Source organism: Campylobacter iguaniorum (assembly GCF_000736415.1).
Classification (GTDB): Bacteria; Campylobacterota; Campylobacteria; order Campylobacterales; family Campylobacteraceae; genus Campylobacter; species Campylobacter iguaniorum.
Map to the genome: position 1 here is coordinate 285,269 of NZ_CP009043.1, position 20,486 is coordinate 305,754.

At 36.1% G+C, this 20,486-nt stretch carries 22 protein-coding genes; 16 read left to right on the forward strand and 6 right to left on the reverse strand.

Annotated elements, in window-relative coordinates; translation table 11 throughout:
• The first annotated feature begins 13 nt into the window (after positions 1–13).
• From rlmB to purF, 11 genes are all read left to right on the forward strand, one after another.
• On the forward strand, positions 14–694 hold the full coding sequence (gene rlmB, locus CIG1485E_RS01505) for a 23S rRNA (guanosine(2251)-2'-O)-methyltransferase RlmB (RefSeq protein WP_038452952.1): 681 nt from the start codon (positions 14–16) through the stop codon (positions 692–694).
• A complete protein-coding gene (locus CIG1485E_RS01510; RefSeq protein WP_197408328.1) occupies positions 687–1,601 on the forward strand; it encodes a hypothetical protein in 915 nt (304 codons plus the stop codon). The genes rlmB and CIG1485E_RS01510 overlap by 8 nt, the downstream gene beginning before the upstream one ends.
• Entirely contained in the window at positions 1,595–2,410 is an 816-nt protein-coding gene (locus CIG1485E_RS01515) for a hypothetical protein (protein WP_038452955.1), read from the forward strand. The genes CIG1485E_RS01510 and CIG1485E_RS01515 overlap by 7 nt, the downstream gene beginning before the upstream one ends.
• A gap of 10 nt (positions 2,411–2,420) precedes the next feature.
• A complete protein-coding gene (locus tag CIG1485E_RS01520; protein WP_038452959.1) occupies positions 2,421–3,629 on the forward strand; it encodes an LL-diaminopimelate aminotransferase in 1,209 nt (402 codons plus the stop codon).
• Complete coding sequence (locus tag CIG1485E_RS01525) at positions 3,626–4,894, forward strand: homoserine dehydrogenase (protein ID WP_038452962.1); 1,269 nt, start codon at positions 3,626–3,628, stop codon at positions 4,892–4,894. The genes CIG1485E_RS01520 and CIG1485E_RS01525 overlap by 4 nt, the downstream gene beginning before the upstream one ends.
• Positions 4,895–4,896: 2 nt before the next feature.
• On the forward strand, positions 4,897–5,235 hold the full coding sequence (locus tag CIG1485E_RS01530) for a YraN family protein (RefSeq protein ID WP_038452965.1): 339 nt from the start codon (positions 4,897–4,899) through the stop codon (positions 5,233–5,235).
• Positions 5,236–5,304: 69 nt separating this feature from the next.
• The gene (gene trxA, locus CIG1485E_RS01535; protein ID WP_038452967.1) at positions 5,305–5,619 is read left to right on the forward strand and encodes a thioredoxin; all 315 of its coding nucleotides are present in this window, start codon (positions 5,305–5,307) and stop codon (positions 5,617–5,619) included.
• A gap of 130 nt (positions 5,620–5,749) precedes the next feature.
• Positions 5,750–6,694: a thioredoxin-disulfide reductase gene (gene trxB / locus CIG1485E_RS01540; protein ID WP_038452968.1), complete on the forward strand. Its 945-nt coding sequence runs from the start codon at positions 5,750–5,752 to the stop codon at positions 6,692–6,694.
• A gap of 65 nt (positions 6,695–6,759) precedes the next feature.
• Complete coding sequence (locus tag CIG1485E_RS01545; RefSeq protein ID WP_407637580.1) at positions 6,760–7,536, forward strand: complement resistance protein TraT; 777 nt, start codon at positions 6,760–6,762, stop codon at positions 7,534–7,536.
• Positions 7,537–7,657: 121 nt separating this feature from the next.
• Complete coding sequence (gene dapB / locus CIG1485E_RS01550) at positions 7,658–8,422, forward strand: 4-hydroxy-tetrahydrodipicolinate reductase (RefSeq protein ID WP_038452974.1); 765 nt, start codon at positions 7,658–7,660, stop codon at positions 8,420–8,422.
• 1 nt (position 8,423) lies between these two features.
• Entirely contained in the window at positions 8,424–9,767 is a 1,344-nt protein-coding gene (gene purF, locus CIG1485E_RS01555; protein WP_038452976.1) for an amidophosphoribosyltransferase, read from the forward strand.
• Here purF and CIG1485E_RS01560 read toward each other — a convergent pair.
• The 5 genes from CIG1485E_RS01560 to CIG1485E_RS01580 are packed head-to-tail and all read right to left on the reverse strand — an operon-like array spanning position 9,764 to position 13,637.
• Positions 9,764–10,303 carry a DUF2393 family protein gene (locus CIG1485E_RS01560; RefSeq protein ID WP_038452979.1) on the reverse strand — a complete coding sequence of 180 codons (540 nt, stop codon included), beginning with the start codon at positions 10,301–10,303 and terminating at the stop codon, positions 9,764–9,766. The genes purF and CIG1485E_RS01560 overlap by 4 nt on opposite strands.
• Positions 10,303–10,836 carry a DUF2393 family protein gene (locus CIG1485E_RS01565; protein WP_038452981.1) on the reverse strand — a complete coding sequence of 178 codons (534 nt, stop codon included), beginning with the start codon at positions 10,834–10,836 and terminating at the stop codon, positions 10,303–10,305. The genes CIG1485E_RS01560 and CIG1485E_RS01565 overlap by 1 nt, the downstream gene beginning before the upstream one ends.
• On the reverse strand, positions 10,820–11,566 hold the full coding sequence (gene hisIE, locus CIG1485E_RS01570) for a bifunctional phosphoribosyl-AMP cyclohydrolase/phosphoribosyl-ATP diphosphatase HisIE (RefSeq protein WP_038452985.1): 747 nt from the start codon (positions 11,564–11,566) through the stop codon (positions 10,820–10,822). The genes CIG1485E_RS01565 and hisIE overlap by 17 nt, the downstream gene beginning before the upstream one ends.
• A gap of 50 nt (positions 11,567–11,616) precedes the next feature.
• Positions 11,617–12,702, reverse strand: coding sequence for a prohibitin family protein (locus tag CIG1485E_RS01575; RefSeq protein WP_038452987.1), 1,086 nt, complete (start codon positions 12,700–12,702; stop codon positions 11,617–11,619).
• A gap of 11 nt (positions 12,703–12,713) precedes the next feature.
• Positions 12,714–13,637 (reverse strand): branched-chain amino acid transaminase, encoded by a 924-nt coding sequence (locus tag CIG1485E_RS01580; protein ID WP_038452989.1) that lies wholly within the window; start codon positions 13,635–13,637, stop codon positions 12,714–12,716.
• A gap of 144 nt (positions 13,638–13,781) precedes the next feature.
• On the opposite strand from CIG1485E_RS01580, the gene CIG1485E_RS01585 reads away from it, so the two are divergent.
• The 4 genes from CIG1485E_RS01585 (at position 13,782) to bcp (ending at position 16,118) form a co-directional block, all read left to right on the forward strand.
• Positions 13,782–14,306 (forward strand): Bsp6I family type II restriction endonuclease, encoded by a 525-nt coding sequence (locus CIG1485E_RS01585; RefSeq protein WP_038452991.1) that lies wholly within the window; start codon positions 13,782–13,784, stop codon positions 14,304–14,306.
• Positions 14,307–14,379: 73 nt separating this feature from the next.
• Entirely contained in the window at positions 14,380–15,303 is a 924-nt protein-coding gene (dcm, locus tag CIG1485E_RS01590; protein ID WP_081867117.1) for a DNA cytosine methyltransferase, read from the forward strand.
• Between the two features lie 56 nt (positions 15,304–15,359).
• Positions 15,360–15,560 carry a tautomerase family protein gene (locus tag CIG1485E_RS01595; RefSeq protein ID WP_038452996.1) on the forward strand — a complete coding sequence of 67 codons (201 nt, stop codon included), beginning with the start codon at positions 15,360–15,362 and terminating at the stop codon, positions 15,558–15,560.
• A gap of 87 nt (positions 15,561–15,647) precedes the next feature.
• On the forward strand, positions 15,648–16,118 hold the full coding sequence (bcp, locus tag CIG1485E_RS01600) for a thioredoxin-dependent thiol peroxidase (protein ID WP_038455497.1): 471 nt from the start codon (positions 15,648–15,650) through the stop codon (positions 16,116–16,118).
• A 29-nt stretch (positions 16,119–16,147) separates the two neighbouring features.
• Here bcp and CIG1485E_RS01605 read toward each other — a convergent pair whose 3' ends face one another.
• Complete coding sequence (locus tag CIG1485E_RS01605) at positions 16,148–19,207, reverse strand: DUF748 domain-containing protein (RefSeq protein ID WP_038452999.1); 3,060 nt, start codon at positions 19,205–19,207, stop codon at positions 16,148–16,150.
• Positions 19,208–19,312: 105 nt separating this feature from the next.
• On the opposite strand from CIG1485E_RS01605, the gene CIG1485E_RS01610 reads away from it, so the two are divergent.
• On the forward strand, positions 19,313–20,386 hold the full coding sequence (locus CIG1485E_RS01610; RefSeq protein ID WP_038453001.1) for an epoxyqueuosine reductase QueH: 1,074 nt from the start codon (positions 19,313–19,315) through the stop codon (positions 20,384–20,386).
• The last annotated feature ends 100 nt before the right edge of the window (positions 20,387–20,486 follow it).

Genomic DNA, 20,486 nt, shown 5'->3' on the forward strand with positions numbered 1-20,486 from the left:
TATTATCTAGCCTATGATTATTTATGGAAAACAATTATTTTTGCATTTGTTAGAAAAGCACCCAGACAAGCTTTTGAGTATCTATCTTGCCAAAGAAGTGGAGAAAGATATATTTAATAAGGTCGTTAAAACCGGTCTTAAAATTCAAAAAGTAGATAATAAAAAAGCTCAAGGTCTAGCGCGTGGCGGAAATCATCAAGGTTTTTTAGCTGAAGTTAAAGATTATGAATTTAGCAGTTTTGATGAGATAAAAAAACTAGATAAAGTTGTTGTTTTATACGGACTTAGTGACGTAGGAAACATCGGTGGCATAGTAAGAAGTGCTTACGCTCTTGGTGCTAATGGCGTGATAGTAGTGGCAAAAAGCGTAGGTATAGAAGGCGTGATAAGAGCTAGTAGTGGAGCTGCTTATGAGCTACCAATTTGTGTGATGAATGATGGGCTTAGCTTGCTAAATGAGCTTAAGCAAACTCATTTTGAAATTTACGCAGCTGATGCAAATGGCAAGAGTCCAAAGGATGTTAAATTTGGCTCAAAAGTAGCTCTAGTCATGGGTAGTGAGGGTGAGGGGATACCTAAAAAAGCCCTAATGAAATGTGATGAAAGCCTTAGCATTAAAATGCGTGATGGTTGGGATAGTTTAAATGTAAGTGTGGCGTTTGGAATATTATTTGATAGGATTATAAATGAGTAATAATATATTAAAGCTTCAAGAAATAGGTATAAAAGAGGTTTCTAAAAAGACACATATTGAGATAGAATATCTTGAATATATGTGTGATAAGAATTATGAGAAATTAAAAAAACTAAACGCTTTTGGATATGCAAAAATCATATCAAGAGAGTATGATATAGATCTAAGCGACTGGTGCGAAGAGTTTAGAGCGTATTGCTCAGAGCATCCTGGTGAGGATGGTTGTACGTTTTGCGTATCTCCTAAGATACCAGCTTATACCTCAAAAGAAGAAGGTGGCTCATGGATTTGGGTGCTTGTCATCGTGGCTGTTTTGGTTGGCTTTGTATGGATATTTGGCTTCACTAAATATTTTGACAATTTCATGACGTTTTTTGATGATGAAAATAAGAGCGTAACTTACTCAAATACTGCTGTTGTAGAAACTGCAAAAGAGAGTTTAAATCTAGATAGCAATATGAGTATTGAAAATATTGTAAAAGATATGAGCGATATAAATGCGACAGATGAGAACCAAACTTCTGTGTCTAAGGAGCTCACAGATAGTGAAATTTTACCAGATGAAAACACAACTGCAAACACTTTATTTCAGCCTCTTGAAGCAGCGACCTCAAACGAAAATTTGACTGCTCAAGCTCTCATAGCTCCTACAAGAAATATTTGGGTTGGGATAAAATATCTTGATAATGGCTCAAAACGCTCTTTTACTACAAGTAAAGCAATCGATCTAAATTTAAGCAGAGATGCTATCGTTTTGACTGGTCATGGAGAGCTTATATTTAGTGCAAATGATGAAAATACAACTTACAAATCAAAAAACCCACTTAGATTTTTGATAAAAGATGCAAGCATAAAACCTATCGATTTTGAAGAATATGTCAAGATAAATAAGGGCGAAAAGTGGTAAGATTTTTACCTTTACTATTTCTAGTCACGTTATCTTTTTGTGCTGATTTAGGATCAAATTTAAAGAGCATAGTAGGGGATCAAATTTATCAAAAAAACAGCGCAAAGATAAGTTCGCTTTTTGCAAATGAACCGTCTTTTGTAGATATAAATGGAAATTTAAATTACGATAAAATAGCAACCACATTAAGAACAAATTCGCTTCTAAATTTAAACTACTCATCGCCTACTCATATGCAAGTTACATTTAGGACATCATCATCGCCTATGTTATTTTTAAAAGTCATTAGCCAAAGCTTAAATAATCTTGGATATACATATTTTTTAACAAAAAATTTTCAAACTATGGATTCAGGGATTTCGTGGACAGTATCGATAAACACGCAGTTTTTGCTAAATCCAGGAAATTTATACAATGAGCTTATGGGAAATAATACATTTATAAAAGATATTCAAAGAACTGGTCAGTTTTCATTCATTTATGATATCGATATGAGTAAAACTGTGCTAGATACTGCTGCTTATGAATCAGATGCAAATGTAGAGCTTTCAAAGCCGCTTGAGCCATATTTTTTCAATATAAATGGCAAAAAAAGTATAGAAATAACAGCTGATTCTAGCGACAACTGGATAGCTTTAGTAAAAGTTTTTGACAGAAATTTGAAGCTTATTTCACAGCTAAAATCAGATAAAAAAGAAAAAGTTATTGATATAGAGTTTCCTAGCGATGCGTATTATATTTTGATTGATGATGCTTATAGCCTAGAAAACATAAAACATGGACTAAAAATTTATATAAAATCTAACTAAAGGAGTTATGATGTTTGATGAAATTCGTTTTAATACAATAGAAAGACTACCAAACTACGCGTTTGCAGAAGTTAATGCCATAAAAATGGCTGCGCGTCGTGATGGAGCAGATATAATAGACTTTTCGATGGGAAATCCAGATGGAAGAACACCACAACATATCATAGACAAACTTTGCGAAAGCGCACAAAAAGACAAAACTCACGGATATAGCGTAAGTCAAGGTATATACAAGCTTCGTCTAGCAATTTGTAACTTTTATAAAAGAAAATATGGCGTAACCCTAGATCCTGAAACTGAAGCAGTGGCGACAATGGGAAGTAAAGAGGGCTTTGTGCATCTTACTCAAGCTATAGTAAATCCAGGCGACGTAGCTATCGTGCCTGATCCTGCGTATCCTATCCATACTCAAGCATTTATCATAGCTGGTGGAAATGTCGCAAAAATGCCACTTGATTATAGCGCAAATTTTGAGCTTGATGAGAACAAATTCTTTGAAAATTTGCAAAAAACAATTGACGAAAGTATCCCAAAACCAAAATATGTAGTAGTAAATTTCCCTCACAATCCTACAACTGTAACTTGTGAAAAAAGTTTTTATGAGCGTTTGGTGGCTATGGCTAAAAAAGAGAGATTTTACATCATAAGTGACGTAGCTTACGCTGAGCTTAGCTTTGATGGATATAAAACTCCAAGCATTTTTGAAGTAGAGGGTGCAAAAGACGTCGCAGTCGAGTGCTACACACTTTCAAAATCATATAATATGGCTGGCTGGAGAGTTGGTTTTGTTTGCGGAAACAAACGTCTTGTCGCAGCACTCAAAAAGATAAAATCATGGTTTGATTATGGTATGTTTACACCTATCCAAGTCGCTGCTACTGTAGCACTTGATGGGGATCAAACTTGCGTGGAGCAAATCAGAGAAACTTATGAAAAAAGAAGAGATATATTAGTAGATGCGTTCTGTTCAGCTGGCTGGGAGATAGCAAAGCCAAGAGCAACTATGTTTGCATGGGCAAAAGTCCCACCTCAAGTAGGAAATATCGGCAGTAAAGAATTTGCAAAACAACTTCTTACCAAAGCTTGCGTGGCAGTAAGTCCTGGAGCTGGATTTGGCGTGGCTGGAGATAAATACGTAAGAATAGCATTTATAGAAAATGAAAACCGTATTCGCCAAGCAGCAAGAAATATCAAAAAATATCTAAAAGAATGCGAATGAATGTAGCAATTTTAGGAGTAGGAACAGTCGGCAATGAGGTTGCAAATGTCCTTATAAGGAACCAAAAGCTCATATCAGCAAGATCTGGAATGCATATAGTGCCAGTTATTGGAGTAGTAAGGGATCTTAAAAAAGCTAGAAACTCACAAATCCCATTAACTGATGATATAGATAGCGTGATAAACCGCGATGATATCGATGTCTATGTCGAACTCATGGGTGGCATAGAAAAACCTTACGAGATAGTAAGTAAAATCCTAGCCAAAAATAAGCCAGTCGTCACCGCAAATAAAGCTATGCTAGCATATCATAGAAATGAGCTTGAGAGACTTGCTGGTGATACTCCTTTTGGCTATGAAGCTAGCGTGGCTGGTGGGATTCCTATCATCAAGGCTCTTCGTGAAGGGCTTAGTGCAAACCATATCCAAAAAATAGTTGGCATAATGAATGGCACCAGCAACTATATTCTTACAAATATGATGCAGCGTGGTGTTAAATTTGACGAGGCTTTGAAAAAGGCTCAAGAGCTTGGATACGCTGAGGCTGATCCGACATTTGATGTTGGTGGATTTGATACAGCTCACAAGCTTCTTATATTAGCTAGCCTTGCATACTCAGTCCATGCTAAGCCAGAAGATATACTAATAGAAGGCATTAGCGATATCACAAATGAAGATATTTATTTCGCCAATGAGTTTGAATACGCTATAAAACTCCTTGCAGTGGCAAAAAGAAGAGATGATAAAGTTGAGCTTAGAGTTCATCCAGCCCTCATCCAAAAAGACAAAATGATAGCCAAAGTCGATGGCGTGATGAACGCAGTTAGCGTAAGTGGGGACGCTGTTGGCGAGAGCCTATTTTACGGGGCTGGAGCTGGTGGAAGTGCTACAGCAAGTGCAGTTATAAGCGACCTTATTGACATCGCAAGAGAGGTTAAAAACCCTATGCTTGGCTACAAAGCTCCATTAGAAATCTTGCCACTTGGATTATTTAAGCCAAATGAGATAAAAACAAAATATTATCTAAGGCTAAAAGTCGCCGATGAGATAGGCGTACTAGCCAATATCACAAATTTAATGAGCCAAAACAACCTTTCTATAGATAGCTTTTTGCAAAAGCCAAGAACCGACAAAAACTCTGATTGTAGCACTTTATATTTTACAACTCATACTTGCTTGGAAGCTGATATGCTAAGGGTTGTTGGACTACTTGAAAAAGAGAATTACATAAAAGACAAACCATTTATGATTCGCATCGAAGAGTAAATTTGGGACTAAAAGATTATATTTTTGGATTTCGAAGCGAGGATTTGGCAGTGAAATATCTGCTAAATTTGGGCTTTGAAATTTGTGATAGAAATTTTCATTCTAAATTTGGAGAGATTGATATAATCGCAAAAAAAGACAATACCATTCACTTTATAGAGGTCAAAGCAACTCAAAAAGATTACGAAACAATATATAGGCTAACACAAAATAAAATTTATAAACTAATAAAAACTATTAACTTTTATATGCTAAAATACGAAAATGATATGAATTACCAGATAGATTTAATATGTATAGAAAAAGGTCAAATTAAATTTTTACAAAATGTCAGTATTTGATTTTTTTGTTGTCTTTTAATTTAAGCTTTTTTATGTATAATTCGCAGTAAATTTAATTAAGGAGAAAAAGTGGGTAAATATATAGAACTTACTTCAGAAAATTTTGACGTGGCAAAAGAGGGTGTTGCATTAGTTGATTTTTGGGCACCTTGGTGCGGACCTTGTAGAATGTTAGCTCCAGTTATTGATGAGCTTGCAGCTGAGTTTGACGGCAAAGCTAAGGTTTGTAAAGTAAATACTGATGAGGCTCAAGATCTTGCTGTAGAGTACGGTGTGCGCTCTATCCCAACTTTACTATTTTTCAAAAACGGACAAATAGTAGACCAAATGATCGGCGCTCAATCAAAAGTAGCGATCGCTGACAAAATCAATTCACTTTTATAATTTATCGGGGCTTTTGCCCCATTTTTCATATTCATTCATATCTTAATCTATCTCTTAATTCAAATCAATATTTAAATTTATCTTTATGTAAAATAGTTATATAAATATAAATTTAAAATTAGGAGAAAATATGTTAGACGTAGCAATAATCGGTGGTGGACCAGCAGGACTTTCAGCAGGACTTTATACCACTCGTGGTGGACTTAAAAATGTTGTAATGTTTGAAAAAGGTATGCCAGGAGGTCAAATTACAAGCAGCTCAGAGATGGAAAACTACCCTGGCGTAGCAACCGTGATGGATGGTATGAGCTTTATGGCTCCTTGGCTTGAGCAATGCACTCGTTTTGGGCTAAAACACGAGATGTCAAACGTAGATAGAGTGGCTAAAAATAGCGACGGAAGCTTTAGCATTTACCTTGAAGGTGGCAAAGTAGAAACTGCAAAAGCTGTTATCGTAGCTACTGGCTCAACCCCAAAAAGAGCTGGAGTAAAAGGCGAAGATGAGTTCTTTGGCAAAGGCGTTTCTACTTGCGCGACTTGCGATGGATTTTTCTACAAAAACAAAGAAGTAGCAGTTCTTGGCGGTGGTGATACTGCTCTTGAAGAGGCTGAATATCTTGCAAATATCTGTTCAAAAGTCTATTTGATCCACAGAAGAGATGAGTTTAGAGCAGCTCCAGTGACTGTAGAAAAAGCTAAAAAAAATCCAAAAATAGAGTTTATCACAAATGCTAAAGTTGATGAAATTTACGGAGACGCAACTGGCGTAACTGGAGTTAAAGTAGCTTTAAAAGATGGTTCTATAAGAGATTTGAAAGTTCCTGGAATCTTTACGTTTGTTGGTTTAAATGTCAGAAATGAAGTTCTAAAAGATGAAAATGGAAACTTTATTTGCGATACTCTTCCAGCTGGACAAGTAAGAGTAAATTTAAAAATGCAAACAAATGTGCCAGGTCTATTTGCTGCTGGAGATCTTAGAGAAGATGCCCCAAAACAAGTAGTTTGCGCTGCTGCTGATGGCGCTGTTTCTGCACTTAGTGCGATGTCTTATATAGAGAGCATAAATAAGCATTAATCGTATATTTAATCTTCTTTAATCATTTTAGATATAATCCCTTTGAAATTTTATACAAAGGGGTTATTGTGTTAAACTCAAAAATTATTTTATCAAGCATAATTGCTGGCTCTTTGCTCGCAGGCTGTGCTACTACTACACTTCAAACTAGTGCGAAAATGACACAAAGTATTTTCTTAGATCCAGTCGCAAAAGACAAAAAAATAATCTTCGTAAGCATAAAAAATACAAGCGGTCATGATGTAAATTTAGAAAACAAAATTTTGCAAGGCCTACAAAATAAAGGCTATACTATCACAGACGATCCAGATGCTGCGACTTATATTTTGATGACAAATGTCTTGTATTGTGATAAAAAGTCAGAAACAAACTCTGTTGGCTCAGCAGTTGGTCTTGGAGCAACTGGAGCTGCAATAAGTGGCTATAATGGTGGTGGAGCTGGAAGTATGATAGCAGCAGGTGCCGCTGGAGCAGTAGTCGGTGGCGTGCTTGGCAAGCTTACTGAAGATACTATTTGGCAGATGCAAGTCGATGTAAATATCAGACAAAAAGCCAAAGGCGCAGTGTATAGCTCTACTGGAAATATCGCTGGACAAGCAACTGTTAGAGATTCATCAAAAGCTGGATTCTTAAATGCATTTGGTGGAAGTATCAAAAACACAGAGGCTAGCGGCTCTTTAAATAGCAACCAAATCAATACTACTAATCAAAACTATGAAAGAGACTACGTAGAAAAAAGCACAATTATCTTTGCAGAAGCTACAAAAATGGGCTTAGAATTACCAGAAGCAACGCCTATTTTAGAAGACAAAGTCTCATCTCAAGTAGTTGGACTATTTTAGTAAATTTAATGGGGCTTCAAGCTCCATTTCTGTTATTTTAAACTCTTCACCTGACATATTATTAACCAATATATAAATATATTTATGATAAAATTGAGCCAAATTTAGACAAAGGGCTAGTATGATAAAAATCGGAATCCATGGTGCAAGTGGAAAGATGGGAAGAGAGATTATATCAAATTTAAAAGGAAATCAATTTGCAAAATTGAGCGTTGCTTATACGATTGAGCCAATTGAATTTGATGTGGGCGAGGCTATTATAACTGATGATTTAAAAACACTTTTTGATAATAGCGATGTTATCATCGACTTTAGTATCAAACAAGGTGCTTTAAATTTAATAAACTACGCAAGAACTTATCCAAAACCACTTATCATAGGTACGACTGGACTTGGAGATGAGGGTGCTGAGCTGCTTAGGCATGCAAGCGCTGTTATGCCAGTATTACAAGCTACAAATATGAGCCTTGGAGTTGCGGTTTTAAACAGACTTGCTGAGCTTGCCAGTAAGGCTTTGAGTGATTTTGATATAGAAATAGTTGAGATGCACCACCGCCATAAGCTTGATGCTCCAAGTGGCACAGCTCTTACTCTAGCCACTCACGCTGCAAAGGCTAGAAATCTCAGCCTTGAAAATGTCAGAGTAAGTGGAAGAGATGGCATGGTGGGAGCTAGAAGCAAAGATGAAATAGCAGTCATGGCTCTTAGAGGTGGAGATATAGTCGGTCGCCATACTATAGGATTTTACAATGACGGTGAGTTTGTCGAGCTAAATCATACTGCTACAAGCAGAGCGACATTTGCTAAAGGTGCTATAAAAACTGCCATTTGGATCAGTGATAAAAAAGCTGGCTTATACTCAATTTATGATTGTTTAGGACTTTAATATGTGTGCGATAGTCGGAATAATAAACTCAAAAGATGCGGCAAAAACAGCTTATTACGGCTTGTTTTCTATGCAACATCGCGGTCAAGAATCAAGCGGAATAAGCGCTAGCAATAACCACAATATAAAAACAATAAAAAATCGTGGTCTTGTCACAGAAGTTTTCAACCACGAAAGCTTTGAAGTGCTAAAAGGCGAAATGGCAATCGGACATAATCGCTACTCAACTGCTGGAAGTGACAGCGTACTAGACGCTCAGCCAGTAAGCGCGAAATACTCTTTAGGGCAAATTAGCATAGTTCATAACGGAAATTTGGTAAACAAAAACGAAGTCAGAGAAAGACTAGTCGAAGATGGCGCTATTTTCCAATCAAACATGGATACTGAAAATATCTTGCACTTAATAGCAAGAAGCCACAAAGAGCATCTCCAAGACCGCATAGTAGAAGCCGTTCGCCAAATACGTGGAGCGTATTGTTTGCTTATACTTAGTCGTTCAAAAATGTTTGCGATCAGGGATAGATACGGCGTAAGACCATTAAGTCTTGGAAAACTCAAAGACGGTGGATATATCGTAGCTAGTGAGACTTGTGCATTTGATCTAGTTGGTGCGACATTTGTTAGAGATGTAAAACCTGGCGAAATGCTGATTTTTGAAGAGGGCAAAAGCGAGTACAAAAGTGTTCAGCTTTTTGGTGAAGTAGATCCTAGAATTTGCGCATTTGAGTATATTTATTTTGCTAGACCAGATAGCATGATAGAGGGAAAAAATGTATATGAAATCCGCAAAAAACTAGGAACAAAGCTAGCACAAAAATCAAAAATCAAAGCCGATTTAGTTATTCCGGTGCCTGATTCTGGTGTGCCAGCAGCTTTAGGATATGCAAACGAGAGCAAGATACCTTTTGAAATGGCTATCGTAAGAAACCACTATGTAGGAAGAACTTTCATAGAGCCAACCCAAGAGATGAGAAATCTAAAAGTCAAGCTAAAACTAAATCCCATGAGCTCTGTTTTAGAAGGTAAAAGTGTGGTCGTCATCGATGATAGCATTGTGCGTGGAACTACTAGCAAAAAGATAGTCGAGCTTCTAAGAAATGCAGGCGCTAAAGAAATTCACATGAAAATCGCAGCTCCAGAGATAAAACACCCTTGCAAATACGGTATAGATACTCCAAGCTATGCTGAGCTAATCAGTGCAAATATGAGCACTGAAGAGGTATGTAAATTTATCGGCGCTGATAGCTTAGAGTTTTTAAGCATTGATGAGCTGGTAGATAGTCTTGGCAGTGAGAGAAAATACTCTCTTGTAAGCTTTGATGGTGATTATTTCATAAATAATTAGTGACAATAAATCTTGTGATAAAAGCTTGGTACTCTGAAGCTGGCTGGATAAGGCATATAAACGCTAAATGGTCTTGTCTCTCCAGCTTTTAGGCCTTGAGCGATTTTGAACTCCATTTCTACCGTGCTTCTTTCGACTTTTTTAGTTGATCTAAATACATCAAAAAATCCACGCTCTTGCTTGAATATACTTCCATCAAGCTTGCCTTTTTCCATTGGTGCATTTACTAGCTTTATTTCCAAAGTACAGCTTGTTATGTCAAAACCACCTATATTTTGCACTTTTCCAGAAAACACAATGGTTTCATTGATAAGAATTCTCTCATGACTTAGATCTAAAACCTTAGCTTTTTTTGTGTATTGATCTATGATAAGCATCATAAAAATAGATAAGCAGCCCATAACAAATACATTTAAAAATACCATAGATACAACTACCGATGTCTTTTTTTCTTTTAAAGAGATTATCAAAAAAAGAATAAATAAAATAACTATAACAACTAATGCTATGATATGAAAAATTGTAAAATAACTCATTAGAAACACTCCGAACTTACTTTTGTAGTATAATTAATCGGCCGAAAATCATTTATGATTAGCCTTATAGTTTTTGTTTGATTGACATCTATTGGTTCTTCTATTGTATGGGTCTGTGTGCGAAACGGTTTTGCGGATTTGATAAAATGCTTGATTTTATTGTTTTCTTCGTTAACAAATTTAAGTTTTATTCTACAATATTTAAATGGTTTTTTGGATAAATTTGTCAAATTTAGATCAGCTATGAGCGTATCTGAGAAGTTTAGTTGAGTGATTTTATCTACGATTAATTCTCGTTTTCTTAGATTTTCGTCTACAAGCTTGTGAGTATAAATAAGCCCAAAAACCACAAAGCATATGTTTGCAATAAGTATAAAACTAGCTAATAACGGCCTTTTTATCATCATTATAATGACTAAAAAAAGCACGACCAAAAAGACAAGTAAAACCCACATAACGGCTAAATAATCAACAAACACAAAATGTGCCATATAAAAATTTATGGTTTGTTTAAGACTATTTAGAACGCCCATTTTTCTCCTCTATGCCGCTAATCCCTTCGCGTCTTTTTAGCTCATCAAGCACTCTTGATGGATGTATATCGAAATCAGCCAAAGCCACTATCATATGAAAGATTATATCAGCACCCTCATAAATCACGTCAGTAGCTGGATCTCCAGCTTTATGTTCGCCAAATGATTCACGCTCAAGGTCTGAGTATTTTTTAAATTTGCTAAGATCTTTTATAGCAAAAGCAAATTCTCCAGCTTCTTCGCAGACTTTTTTTAGATACGCGTTTTCGCCTTTTGAGTAGAGTTTTGCTATGTATGAGCTGCTTGCATCTGCATTTAGCTTCCTTTGAAGTGCCACGTGATATAAGTGATCTAAGATATCATATTTTAGGTTTAAATTTGGCTCATTTTGTAGTTTTGTGTCAGAAGTTGGTTCTAAAGAAATTTGGTTAAAAAAGCAAGATTTAGCTCCAGTGTGACAAGCTGCTCCGCCATTTTGCACGACTTTTATCAGTAAAGAGTCATTATCACAATCAAGCTTCATATCTTTTATCTCTTGAGTGTTGCCACTCTCTTCGCCCTTTTTCCAAATGCGATTTTTTGTGCGTGAAAAGTAGTGTGCAAAGCCAGTTTTGATACTTAAATTTAGAGCCTCTTCATTCATATAAGCCATCATCAAAACTTCATTTGAGCCGTCTTCTTGGACGATGACTGGAAGCAATCCATCTAACTTTTGCCAATTCACACGCATAATTTTCCTTATTTTTGGTTTAGGCTAGCCAAATTTGACTAGCCTGAGAATTATTGAGCGATAGCGCTTTGTTTTACTTTGTCTTTCGTATCGACCCAGATATTTGGCACAGCGCCACCAGGAGTTAAGAAAATCTTAGCATCATTATTTACTTTTAGAGCTTCATTAAACTCTTTTTGAGTTTGGATTTGTTTTAGCTCTAGTAAATTTACAGTTAAGCTTTTTGCAACTTCTTTGTTTGAATACGCTTGAGCGTCAGCTTCGATCTTCACAGCGTCAGCTCTACCTTGAGCTTCTATCTTGACAGCTTCAGCAGTACCTTTTGCAAGGGCAGCTTTTTTGAGTGCTTCTTGGTTTGCACGTTCTACTTCGTATTTTGTTCTTTCGGCTTCTTGCTTAGCGATTTGAACGCGTTCGATTTGCTCTTTTACTTTTGGTGGAAGTATGATTTCACGAAGTTGCACGCTCAAAAGCTCAACTGGCTTGTTTGGCTGAGAGTTTATGTTTGTTCTAATACCATTGTCTATAGCGATCGCTATGTCGTTACGACGCTCTGGAAGTTCTTCAGCAGTGTATTTACCAGTGACATTTCTCACGACATCTTTAACAACTGGATCTATGATTTTGTTTTCCCAGCTGAAACCCCAAGAAGCTATGGTTTGGGGTGCGTTTTGCGGATTTAGGCGGTATTGGACTGTGATATCCATACTAACTGGAAGACCACGACCATCAAGAACTGATATAGTGTCTTTTATCTCGATGCCGCTGCCTCTGTAGTTGGCTTCGTTTCTGCCTTCGCTTGAAGTATAGTTGATGATACGAACTTTGGTATCAACTATCCTAACTTCTTGTATAAAAGGCAAGAAGAAGTGAAATCCTGGTTGCAATGGACTTGGGTCAAATTTACCCGCTGTTGATTTGATACCAACTTCGCCTGAATTGACTATGACAAATGGCTTGGCTATGACTAATATAGCGATGATTATGATTAGAGCATATATTGCACCGCTAAATTTACCAAAGCCATTGAAATTTGGCATATTTGGCTTTTTGAAGTTGAAATTTGGCTTGTCGCCACCATTTCCGCCGCCGTTACCATTTTTTTTGTTAAAATAATCGTTTAAATCTGCTGGCAATTGTATTCCTTTTAGTTTATGTAAGTTAAAAATTTCTCATATTTTGGATTTTTGCCCATAACTACATCAAAATACGCATTTTGTAGTTCTGTGGCTACTTTTCCTCTTTTTCCTGTACCGATGACTCTACCGTCGATGTTGCTTATCGGTGTGACTTCAGCGGCAGTGCCAGTGAAGAATGCTTCATCTGCGGTGTATGCTTCATCTCTAGTGATTCTTTGGCGAAGTACCTTGTATCCTAGATCTTCTGCGATTTGGATGACTGTTTTTTGAGTTATACTCACAAGGCTTGTGTCGTTTGCTGGAGTGATGATGACGCCGTCTTTTACTATGAAAAAGCACTCGCCACTACCCTCAGCGACAAATCCTTGAGGATCAAGCAATAATGCCTCATCGCAACCTGCTAATTGAGCTTCATAGTTTGCCATTTGTGAGTTGAAGTAGTTTGCGCTAGCTTTTGCCTTTGCCATCATAGAAAATGGAGCTGGTTTCATCCAAGATGCGATCTTGACTTTGATACCATTTTGCAACGCTTCTTCACCCATATATGCACCCCATTGCCACGCTGCAATGATAGTATTTACAGGGCATCCGATGTGGCTAACGCCCATTTTGCCATATCCTAAAAACACAAGCGGACGGATATAAACATTGTCATTGTATGTGTTGCTTTTTAGCAAATTTACATGAGCTTCGTTGATTTGCTCCTCGCTATAAGGGATTTCTAAGCAACAAGCTTTTGCTGATTCAAAAAGTCTTTTTGTGTGTTCTTGTAATTTAAAAATCGCTAGACCTTTTGGAGTTTGGTATGCTCTAACGCCCTCAAATACAGCGTTTCCATAGTGTAATGAATGTGTTAAAACATGAACTGTTGCATCTTTCCATGCTACTAATTTTCCATCAAACCAAATATGTTCTGCCTCTGGTAGTGCCATTTTTTTACCTCTTTTTATATTAAATTCAGTGATTTTATCAAAAAATTGATTAATATCTTTTGAATGGCAGTAAATTTGCGTGGTAAATTTGGTTAAATTTGACTTAATTTGTTATAATGCCAACTCCAAACGCTTTGAATAAATATGGCTAAAGTTAAAGTAGATTTTGTAAAGATTGATGAAGCTAGATTTGTAGAAGTTTGTAGGCTCTATTTTATGTGGAAAGACCTAAATAATTCGATCAAATCTTGGACTTCAAGGGGTATAAATATTCCTGATGTAATATCTGAGCAAATGGTTTGTTTTGCTCTAAATTTGCTATGGAACAAAGGCAGTAAAGGTGGAGATGCTACTGATGAAAATGGTGCATTGATAGAAATAAAGGCTACTTCAAATTATAACAGCGATTTGAGTTCTTTTTCTCCTGATACAAAATTTGACAGGCTTTTATTTTTTAGGTTAGATATGCAACATAATTTTGCAGATATTTATGATATAGGATTTGACGGAAACTCTTTTAAGACGTTAAAAGTCAATAATACTCAAACTGTAGCAGATCATCAAGCAATGGGGCGTCGCCCTAGACTTCAATTGATACAAATTATTGATAAATTTGGTATCAAACCACTTTGTCGCATTGATATTGTGGGTCGTAATATAATAAAATAAAAGGAGTAAGAGCGTTTGGGTTCTTACTCCTAATAAATTTGCGGCGTGTCGCAAAATATCAAGGAATTGTATAATGAAAATAGCTTCATTTTTTGCTGGTGTTGGTGGGATAGAGCAAGGGTTTGAAAATCACGAAGTAATATACGCTAACGAAATTGATAAAAACGCAACTATAACGTATATGAGTAATTTTAAAATAGATGTTGATAATATAGATATAAAGCAAGTTGATGAAATAAAATTACCAAATTTCGATATTTTAATGGGTGGTTTTCCTTGTCAAGCTTTTTCTGTGGCTGGGTATAGGCTCGGATTTGATGATGCTAGAGGAACATTGTTTTTTGAGCTTATGAGAATTGCAAAACACAAAAAACCAAAAATTATTTTTTTAGAAAATGTAAAAAACTTGGTTGGTCACGATGGTGGTAAGACATTTTCTACGATGCTAAATGTGCTTGAAGAGCTTGGTTATAAAGTAAAATATAAGGTTCTTAACGCAATGGAATACGGCAATACTCCACAAAATAGAGAGAGAATTTATATCTTGGCTTTTAAAAACAAAAATGACTATAAAAACTTCGAATTCCCAGAACCTATTGAGCTAACTACAAAACTTTGCGATGTGATAGATTTTGAAGCAAAAGTTGATGATAAATACTATTATACAAGCAAATTTAAACAATATGATTTATTGGTAAGTCAAATCACAAAAAAAGATACTATTTATCAATGGAGAAGGCAATACGTAAGAGAAAATAAAAGTAATGTTTGTCCTACTCTTACTGCAAATATGGGGACTGGTGGTCATAATGTGCCATTGATTTTAAGCAAATTTGGTATAAGAAAATTAACACCAAAAGAGTGTTTCAATTTGCAAGGTTTTCCAAAAGAATTTAATCTGCCAAATATCGCCGATAGCCACTTGTATAAGCAATCTGGCAATTCGGTTTGCGTGAATGTGATAAAAAGAATAGCACAAAGACTAAATCAGCTATAAACAAAAATATAATTAAAATTCGCTATAATCACGCATTAAATTTAAAAGGAAATGAAATGCCAATCATAAATATAAAACTAAGCGATCCGATGCCAAGCCGTGAAAAACTAGATGAAATCGCAGTCAAAATCACAGATATAATGGTAAAAGATCTAGGCAAAAATCCAGCTCGTGTGGTTATAAATTTTGATGAAATCAGAAGCGACGCAACGTATTTTGGGGCTAAATCAGTCCAAGCGATAAAAGAGGGCAAATAAATGGCGTGCTGCAAGAAAAAAACCGATGAAGTTTGCGCTCCAAAAGCCCAAAATAGCAAAGAAGCTCCAGTTTTCAGTGCTGAAGATATGGAACGTAAAGTCACCTTAAAAGCTGGCGACATGGCTCCAAGCTTCGAGCTAGAAAATAGCGACTCAGTTAATATCGCTCTTAAAGATTTTAAGGGTAAAAATGTTGTTTTGTACTTTTATCCAAAAGACAATACTCCAGGCTGCACCACTGAGGCGTGCGAGTTTAGTGCGAATTACGATGAGTTTATAGCAAAAGATACTGTGATAGTAGGCATTAGTCCAGATTCGTCAGATTCGCATACTAAATTTACCCAAAAACAAAGCCTTAAGCATATACTTTTAAGTGATCCCCAAAAAGAAGTAGCTAAGGCTTATGGCGTTTGGCAAGTGCGTAAGAATTATGGCAAAGAATATCTTGGTATCGTGCGAACAACATTTGTCATAGATAAAACTGGCAAAATATCTAAAGTCTATAAAAGCGTAAAAGCCGCAGGCCATGCACTAAAAGTCTTATCTGAACTCGCCTAAACCAGCCTAAAATAGCTAACAAAAGTTAGCTATTTTGTTTTTATTCCTACTTGCAATCTTATAAATTTATCTGCTTTTGAGCCACTTATATCTTGCAGATTTATCATATCGATTTGCTCTTTTTTCACGCCATTTTTTTGTAGTTCATCGCTTAAAAAAAGCGCTCTTTTTTGGGCTATTTTAAGCAGTGTATCGTCTTTGATTTTGACATCGTCGGCCAAAACATCTACGGCTTGATCTACGTTTTGGAATTTGATTTTATTGATTTTTTGAGCGTAAATTTGCTTTATTGCGTCTTCATAGCTTAGATTTTTTGTATTCATAAGCAGAGTTGCTTCTTTTTGGATTATGCGTTTTGAGATAGCGTATTTATCGCTTATAGTCGCGTACGCAGGAGTGATAGTAAAGATGATATCTGGCTTTTTTATGGCGATTTGGGCTAGTTTTTTGATATTTTCTTCGCTTGTTTCGGATAGGAGCGTAGTTCCTGGAATGAAATCAGCGTTGTTTATGCCCTCAGAGCTTATGCCAAGAGCAGCGCCGATAAATCTAAATGGCGATGTCACAACGTCGCTAAAAAGCTGAACGATAGCTTTGAAAACTATACTTCCATAGCTAAACTCAGGGCTGTTTAAATCCCCGCTTATCGGAAGGTCTATGTCTATTTGGTTGTTGCTGTCTTTTAATATGGCAAGACCTAGTTTGACTGGCAGGCTTACTGCGTCACTGCTTGGGATCTCTTTGCCAAGAGTTAGATTATCGAGATTTATGGTGTTTGAGCCATTGAGTTTGCCATCTTTTATTTTATAATTTAGGTTCAAATTTAGCCTGCCGTCAGCTATCTCATAGCCCAAAAATTTAGCCGAATACGGTGTGGCGTTTTTGAGATTTAGGTTTTTAAAATGCATTATAAGATCTGTGCTAAAAGTCGGCTCAAATGGATAAATAGAGAGCAAAATCTCGCTAAATCCTTGCTTTGCGACTATTCCATTTAGGGCGATATCGCTTCTTGTTTTGTTTTTGATATCGTTTATTGCGGTAGAAATTTTAGTAATATTTGTGTCAAAAACTATAGGCAAACTCTTGTCGCTAAACTCCAAAGATCCATTTTTGATGTTTATATTTTTTATATAGATATTTGGCGATTTTGAGCTCTCTTTTTTGCTGGTATCCTTGCTATCTTTAATGAGTTTGAGTAAATTTAGCTCGCCATCTTTTGAGATTTCTACTTTTAATCTTGGATTTGTTAGGGCTATATTTGAGATTTTTATACCGTTTTTGTTTAAATTTAGCGTTTTGTTTAAGCTTGTAAATGCAGCTACAACGTCGTTATTCGTATCTTTTAGGCTGAAATTTGTAGTTTTGACATTTGCATTTAGGCTCAAATCTTTTTGATAATTAATATTAGCTTTTAGATTTACTTTTGCATTTATATCTTTGATATTTAAGTAATTTTTAAGATATGGAGTTATGAAATGCAAACTCTGCAAAGTAGCGTTTATACTCGATTCTACCTTGTTAGTTGCCATGTTGATTGAGCTATTACTTGAGAGTTTTAGAAGCTTGTCGTTTATGCTTATATCAAATTTAGCTTCGCCATTATTTGCGATATTTTTTGCTTTTATATCGATGTTTGAAACTGTGTTTTTGCTGATTTCATCTTTTATGGCAACTTTGGTTTTATTTAGGTTTAATTCCTTGATTTCAAAATCAAATGGCTCTGATTTCGCCTGTGTTTTTTTGCTGCTAGAAAGTGCTAAAAAGGCGTTTGCGAGTTTGGAGCCTTTGTCATTTACAAATGAACTTATGTCTAAATTTGTAGCGTTTATACTGTCTAGTTTGAGTGAATTTGGAGCTAAATTTAGTCCGTTTAAGCTCAAATTTGACAGGTTTGCGAAGTTTGCTTTATCGTTGGTGGCTTTTAAATTTGCTAAATTAATAGAGCTTAGCAAAAGGGCAAAATTCTTGGCTAAAAGCGTGAAGTTAGCGTCATTTATCTCTGCTTTGTTTAGAGTGATTTTGGTATCAAGCTTACTTGCGCTTAAGCTATTTGTGTTTGTTTTTGCGATTTTGAGTGTGAGATTTTCTCCGTCAAATGTGACATTTGAGTCTTTTAGCAAAATCTCACTAGCCCCAGCGTCAAAGCCATCAAATTTAGCCTTAAAATCATAAATATTTAGGTTACTATTATCTAGTTTAAGATTTAAGCCATTTTGCGATTGCAAGAGATTTAGCTTCAGATTCCAGATGTCAAATTCTTTGGTAGCAAAGCTATCTTTCCCGCTTGCGACGCTGATATTTTTGATGTTTAAAGAGGCATTTGTGTCAAGCGTGACGCTCTCATCTAAACGCAAAGTATAGGCTAAATCTGAGTTGATAATCGCGCTATTTAAGCTGATTGGAAGTTCTTTTAAAAACGAAACCCAAAACGGCGTTGTCTTTAGCTCGGTTATTTTGGCATGTCCGTTTATGGTAAATGGATTTAGCGTGATATTTGCATCGGTGATGATTTTGTCGGCTAAATTTGAGCTAGTTAGAAGCTTGTGTGAGCCCAAATAATTGCGTTTGGTAGAGAGATTTTCTAAAGAGTAGCTCATATCATTTAGCTTAGCTTCAAAGCCGTTGCCAAGATCGATGTAGGCGATACTTGCGTTTATAATATCAAGTTTTTTGATGTCGTAATACAGCTCCAAACTGCTATTATCGTCGCTTTTTGTGGAGCTCTCATCGCTTAAAAGCGAAGCGAAATTATAGGTGCCGTTTTTGTCTTTTTGTATAAAAATAGTCGGATTTGTCAGCTTCAAATCAGCTATGCCTATAGTTTTTTTGAATAAATTTATTGCGTCCAAATCCACGTAAATCTCATCAAATTTGATAAGCGGAGAGCTGCCTTGAATGCTTAAGCCTGTGATGTTTGCTTCATATGTGAATGGGTTAAATTTGACTTGTTTTACGCTTAGATTTAGATCCATACTAGCAAGGATCTTGGTGCCATAATAAACGCTAAGTTTTGGCACTCCAAAAAATCCAAAAACAGTATAAAAGACTACCAAAAAAGCGGTTATCGCAATGCTAATTTTTGTTTTCATTTCAAACTCCCTTTGGCGTTATTATATAAAAATTTAGACTATTTTTAACTGAATTTAACGCAAATTTAAGTTATTAATATATCATAAAAATAAAAAGGTTTGCATTTGTTAGTTCATATTTGTTGTAGCGTTGATAGTCACTATTTTTTGCGTGAAATTAAGAAAATTTACCCAAATGAGCAGATTGTCGGATACTTTTACGACCCAAATATTCACCCATACAGCGAGTTTTTGCTGCGTTACAAAGATGTCAAAAGAAGCTGCAAAAAGCTAAGTGTAGAGCTTGTGCGTGGAGAGTATGATTATGAGGCGTGGCTTGGTGGGACAAAGGGGCTTGAAAATGAGCCAGAAAAGGGCAAAAGGTGCGAGTATTGCTTTGATTTTCGTGTGGGAAATGTGGCTAAAATCGCTCAAAATCTAGGATGCAAAAAGATAACAACAACGCTTCTTATGAGCCCTAAAAAGGATTTTACTCAATTGCAAAATGCCCTAAATAAAGCAATTTGTGGATCAAATTTAGAGGCTATTGCTATAGATCTGCGTAAAAATGGTGGCACTCAGGCTCAGTTTGAACTAGCTAAAAATGATAAACTATATCATCAAAACTACTGCGGCTGCGTATTTGCATTGCAAAAACAAAGAGCAAAAGATGAGCTAGCTGATGAGCTGTGCGAACCTCTTGGAGCCCAGATCCAGCCAGGAAGTATCAAAAGCCGCTTGAAGCTTTACAAAAAGGTGCGAAAGTGCGAGAAAAGTGGCGTTAAATTTGAGCTAGTCAGACGCAAAATCCTAAACTATAGACTTAAATTTGCCAGTGTAAAAATGGACGGGAAGGCTGTGCCAAGCTACTTTATTTTTTATTCGATATTTGGGCGTAAAATGGTGAAATTTAGCCTTTTGGAGCATGGCGAACTCATAAATCTAAACAAAGATGATACTATTTTGATTAGCCTAGCTAAATTTAACGAACTTGGTAAATTTGAGTATAAAAGCGTCCGAGAACTCATGCAAAATCCGCCAAAACTAAAGCGTGAGCTAAAGATCCGCAAAGCCCTTTGTGGTAAAGATAGCTTGTCGCCTATCATCGTGCTTGATGAGATAAAGCCAGCTAGATTCGAGATAACTTGCGAGAGTTTGATATATCCGCAAAGCGTGGAAAAATTAAGGATTTTGGAGTAAATTTACTAAGACAATAAGGCTTTTTCTTTCTTAAGGGAGACAAGGGGAAAATCATTCGATTTTTCTTTTGCGTAAATTTTGTCATTGCGAGTAAGTGAAA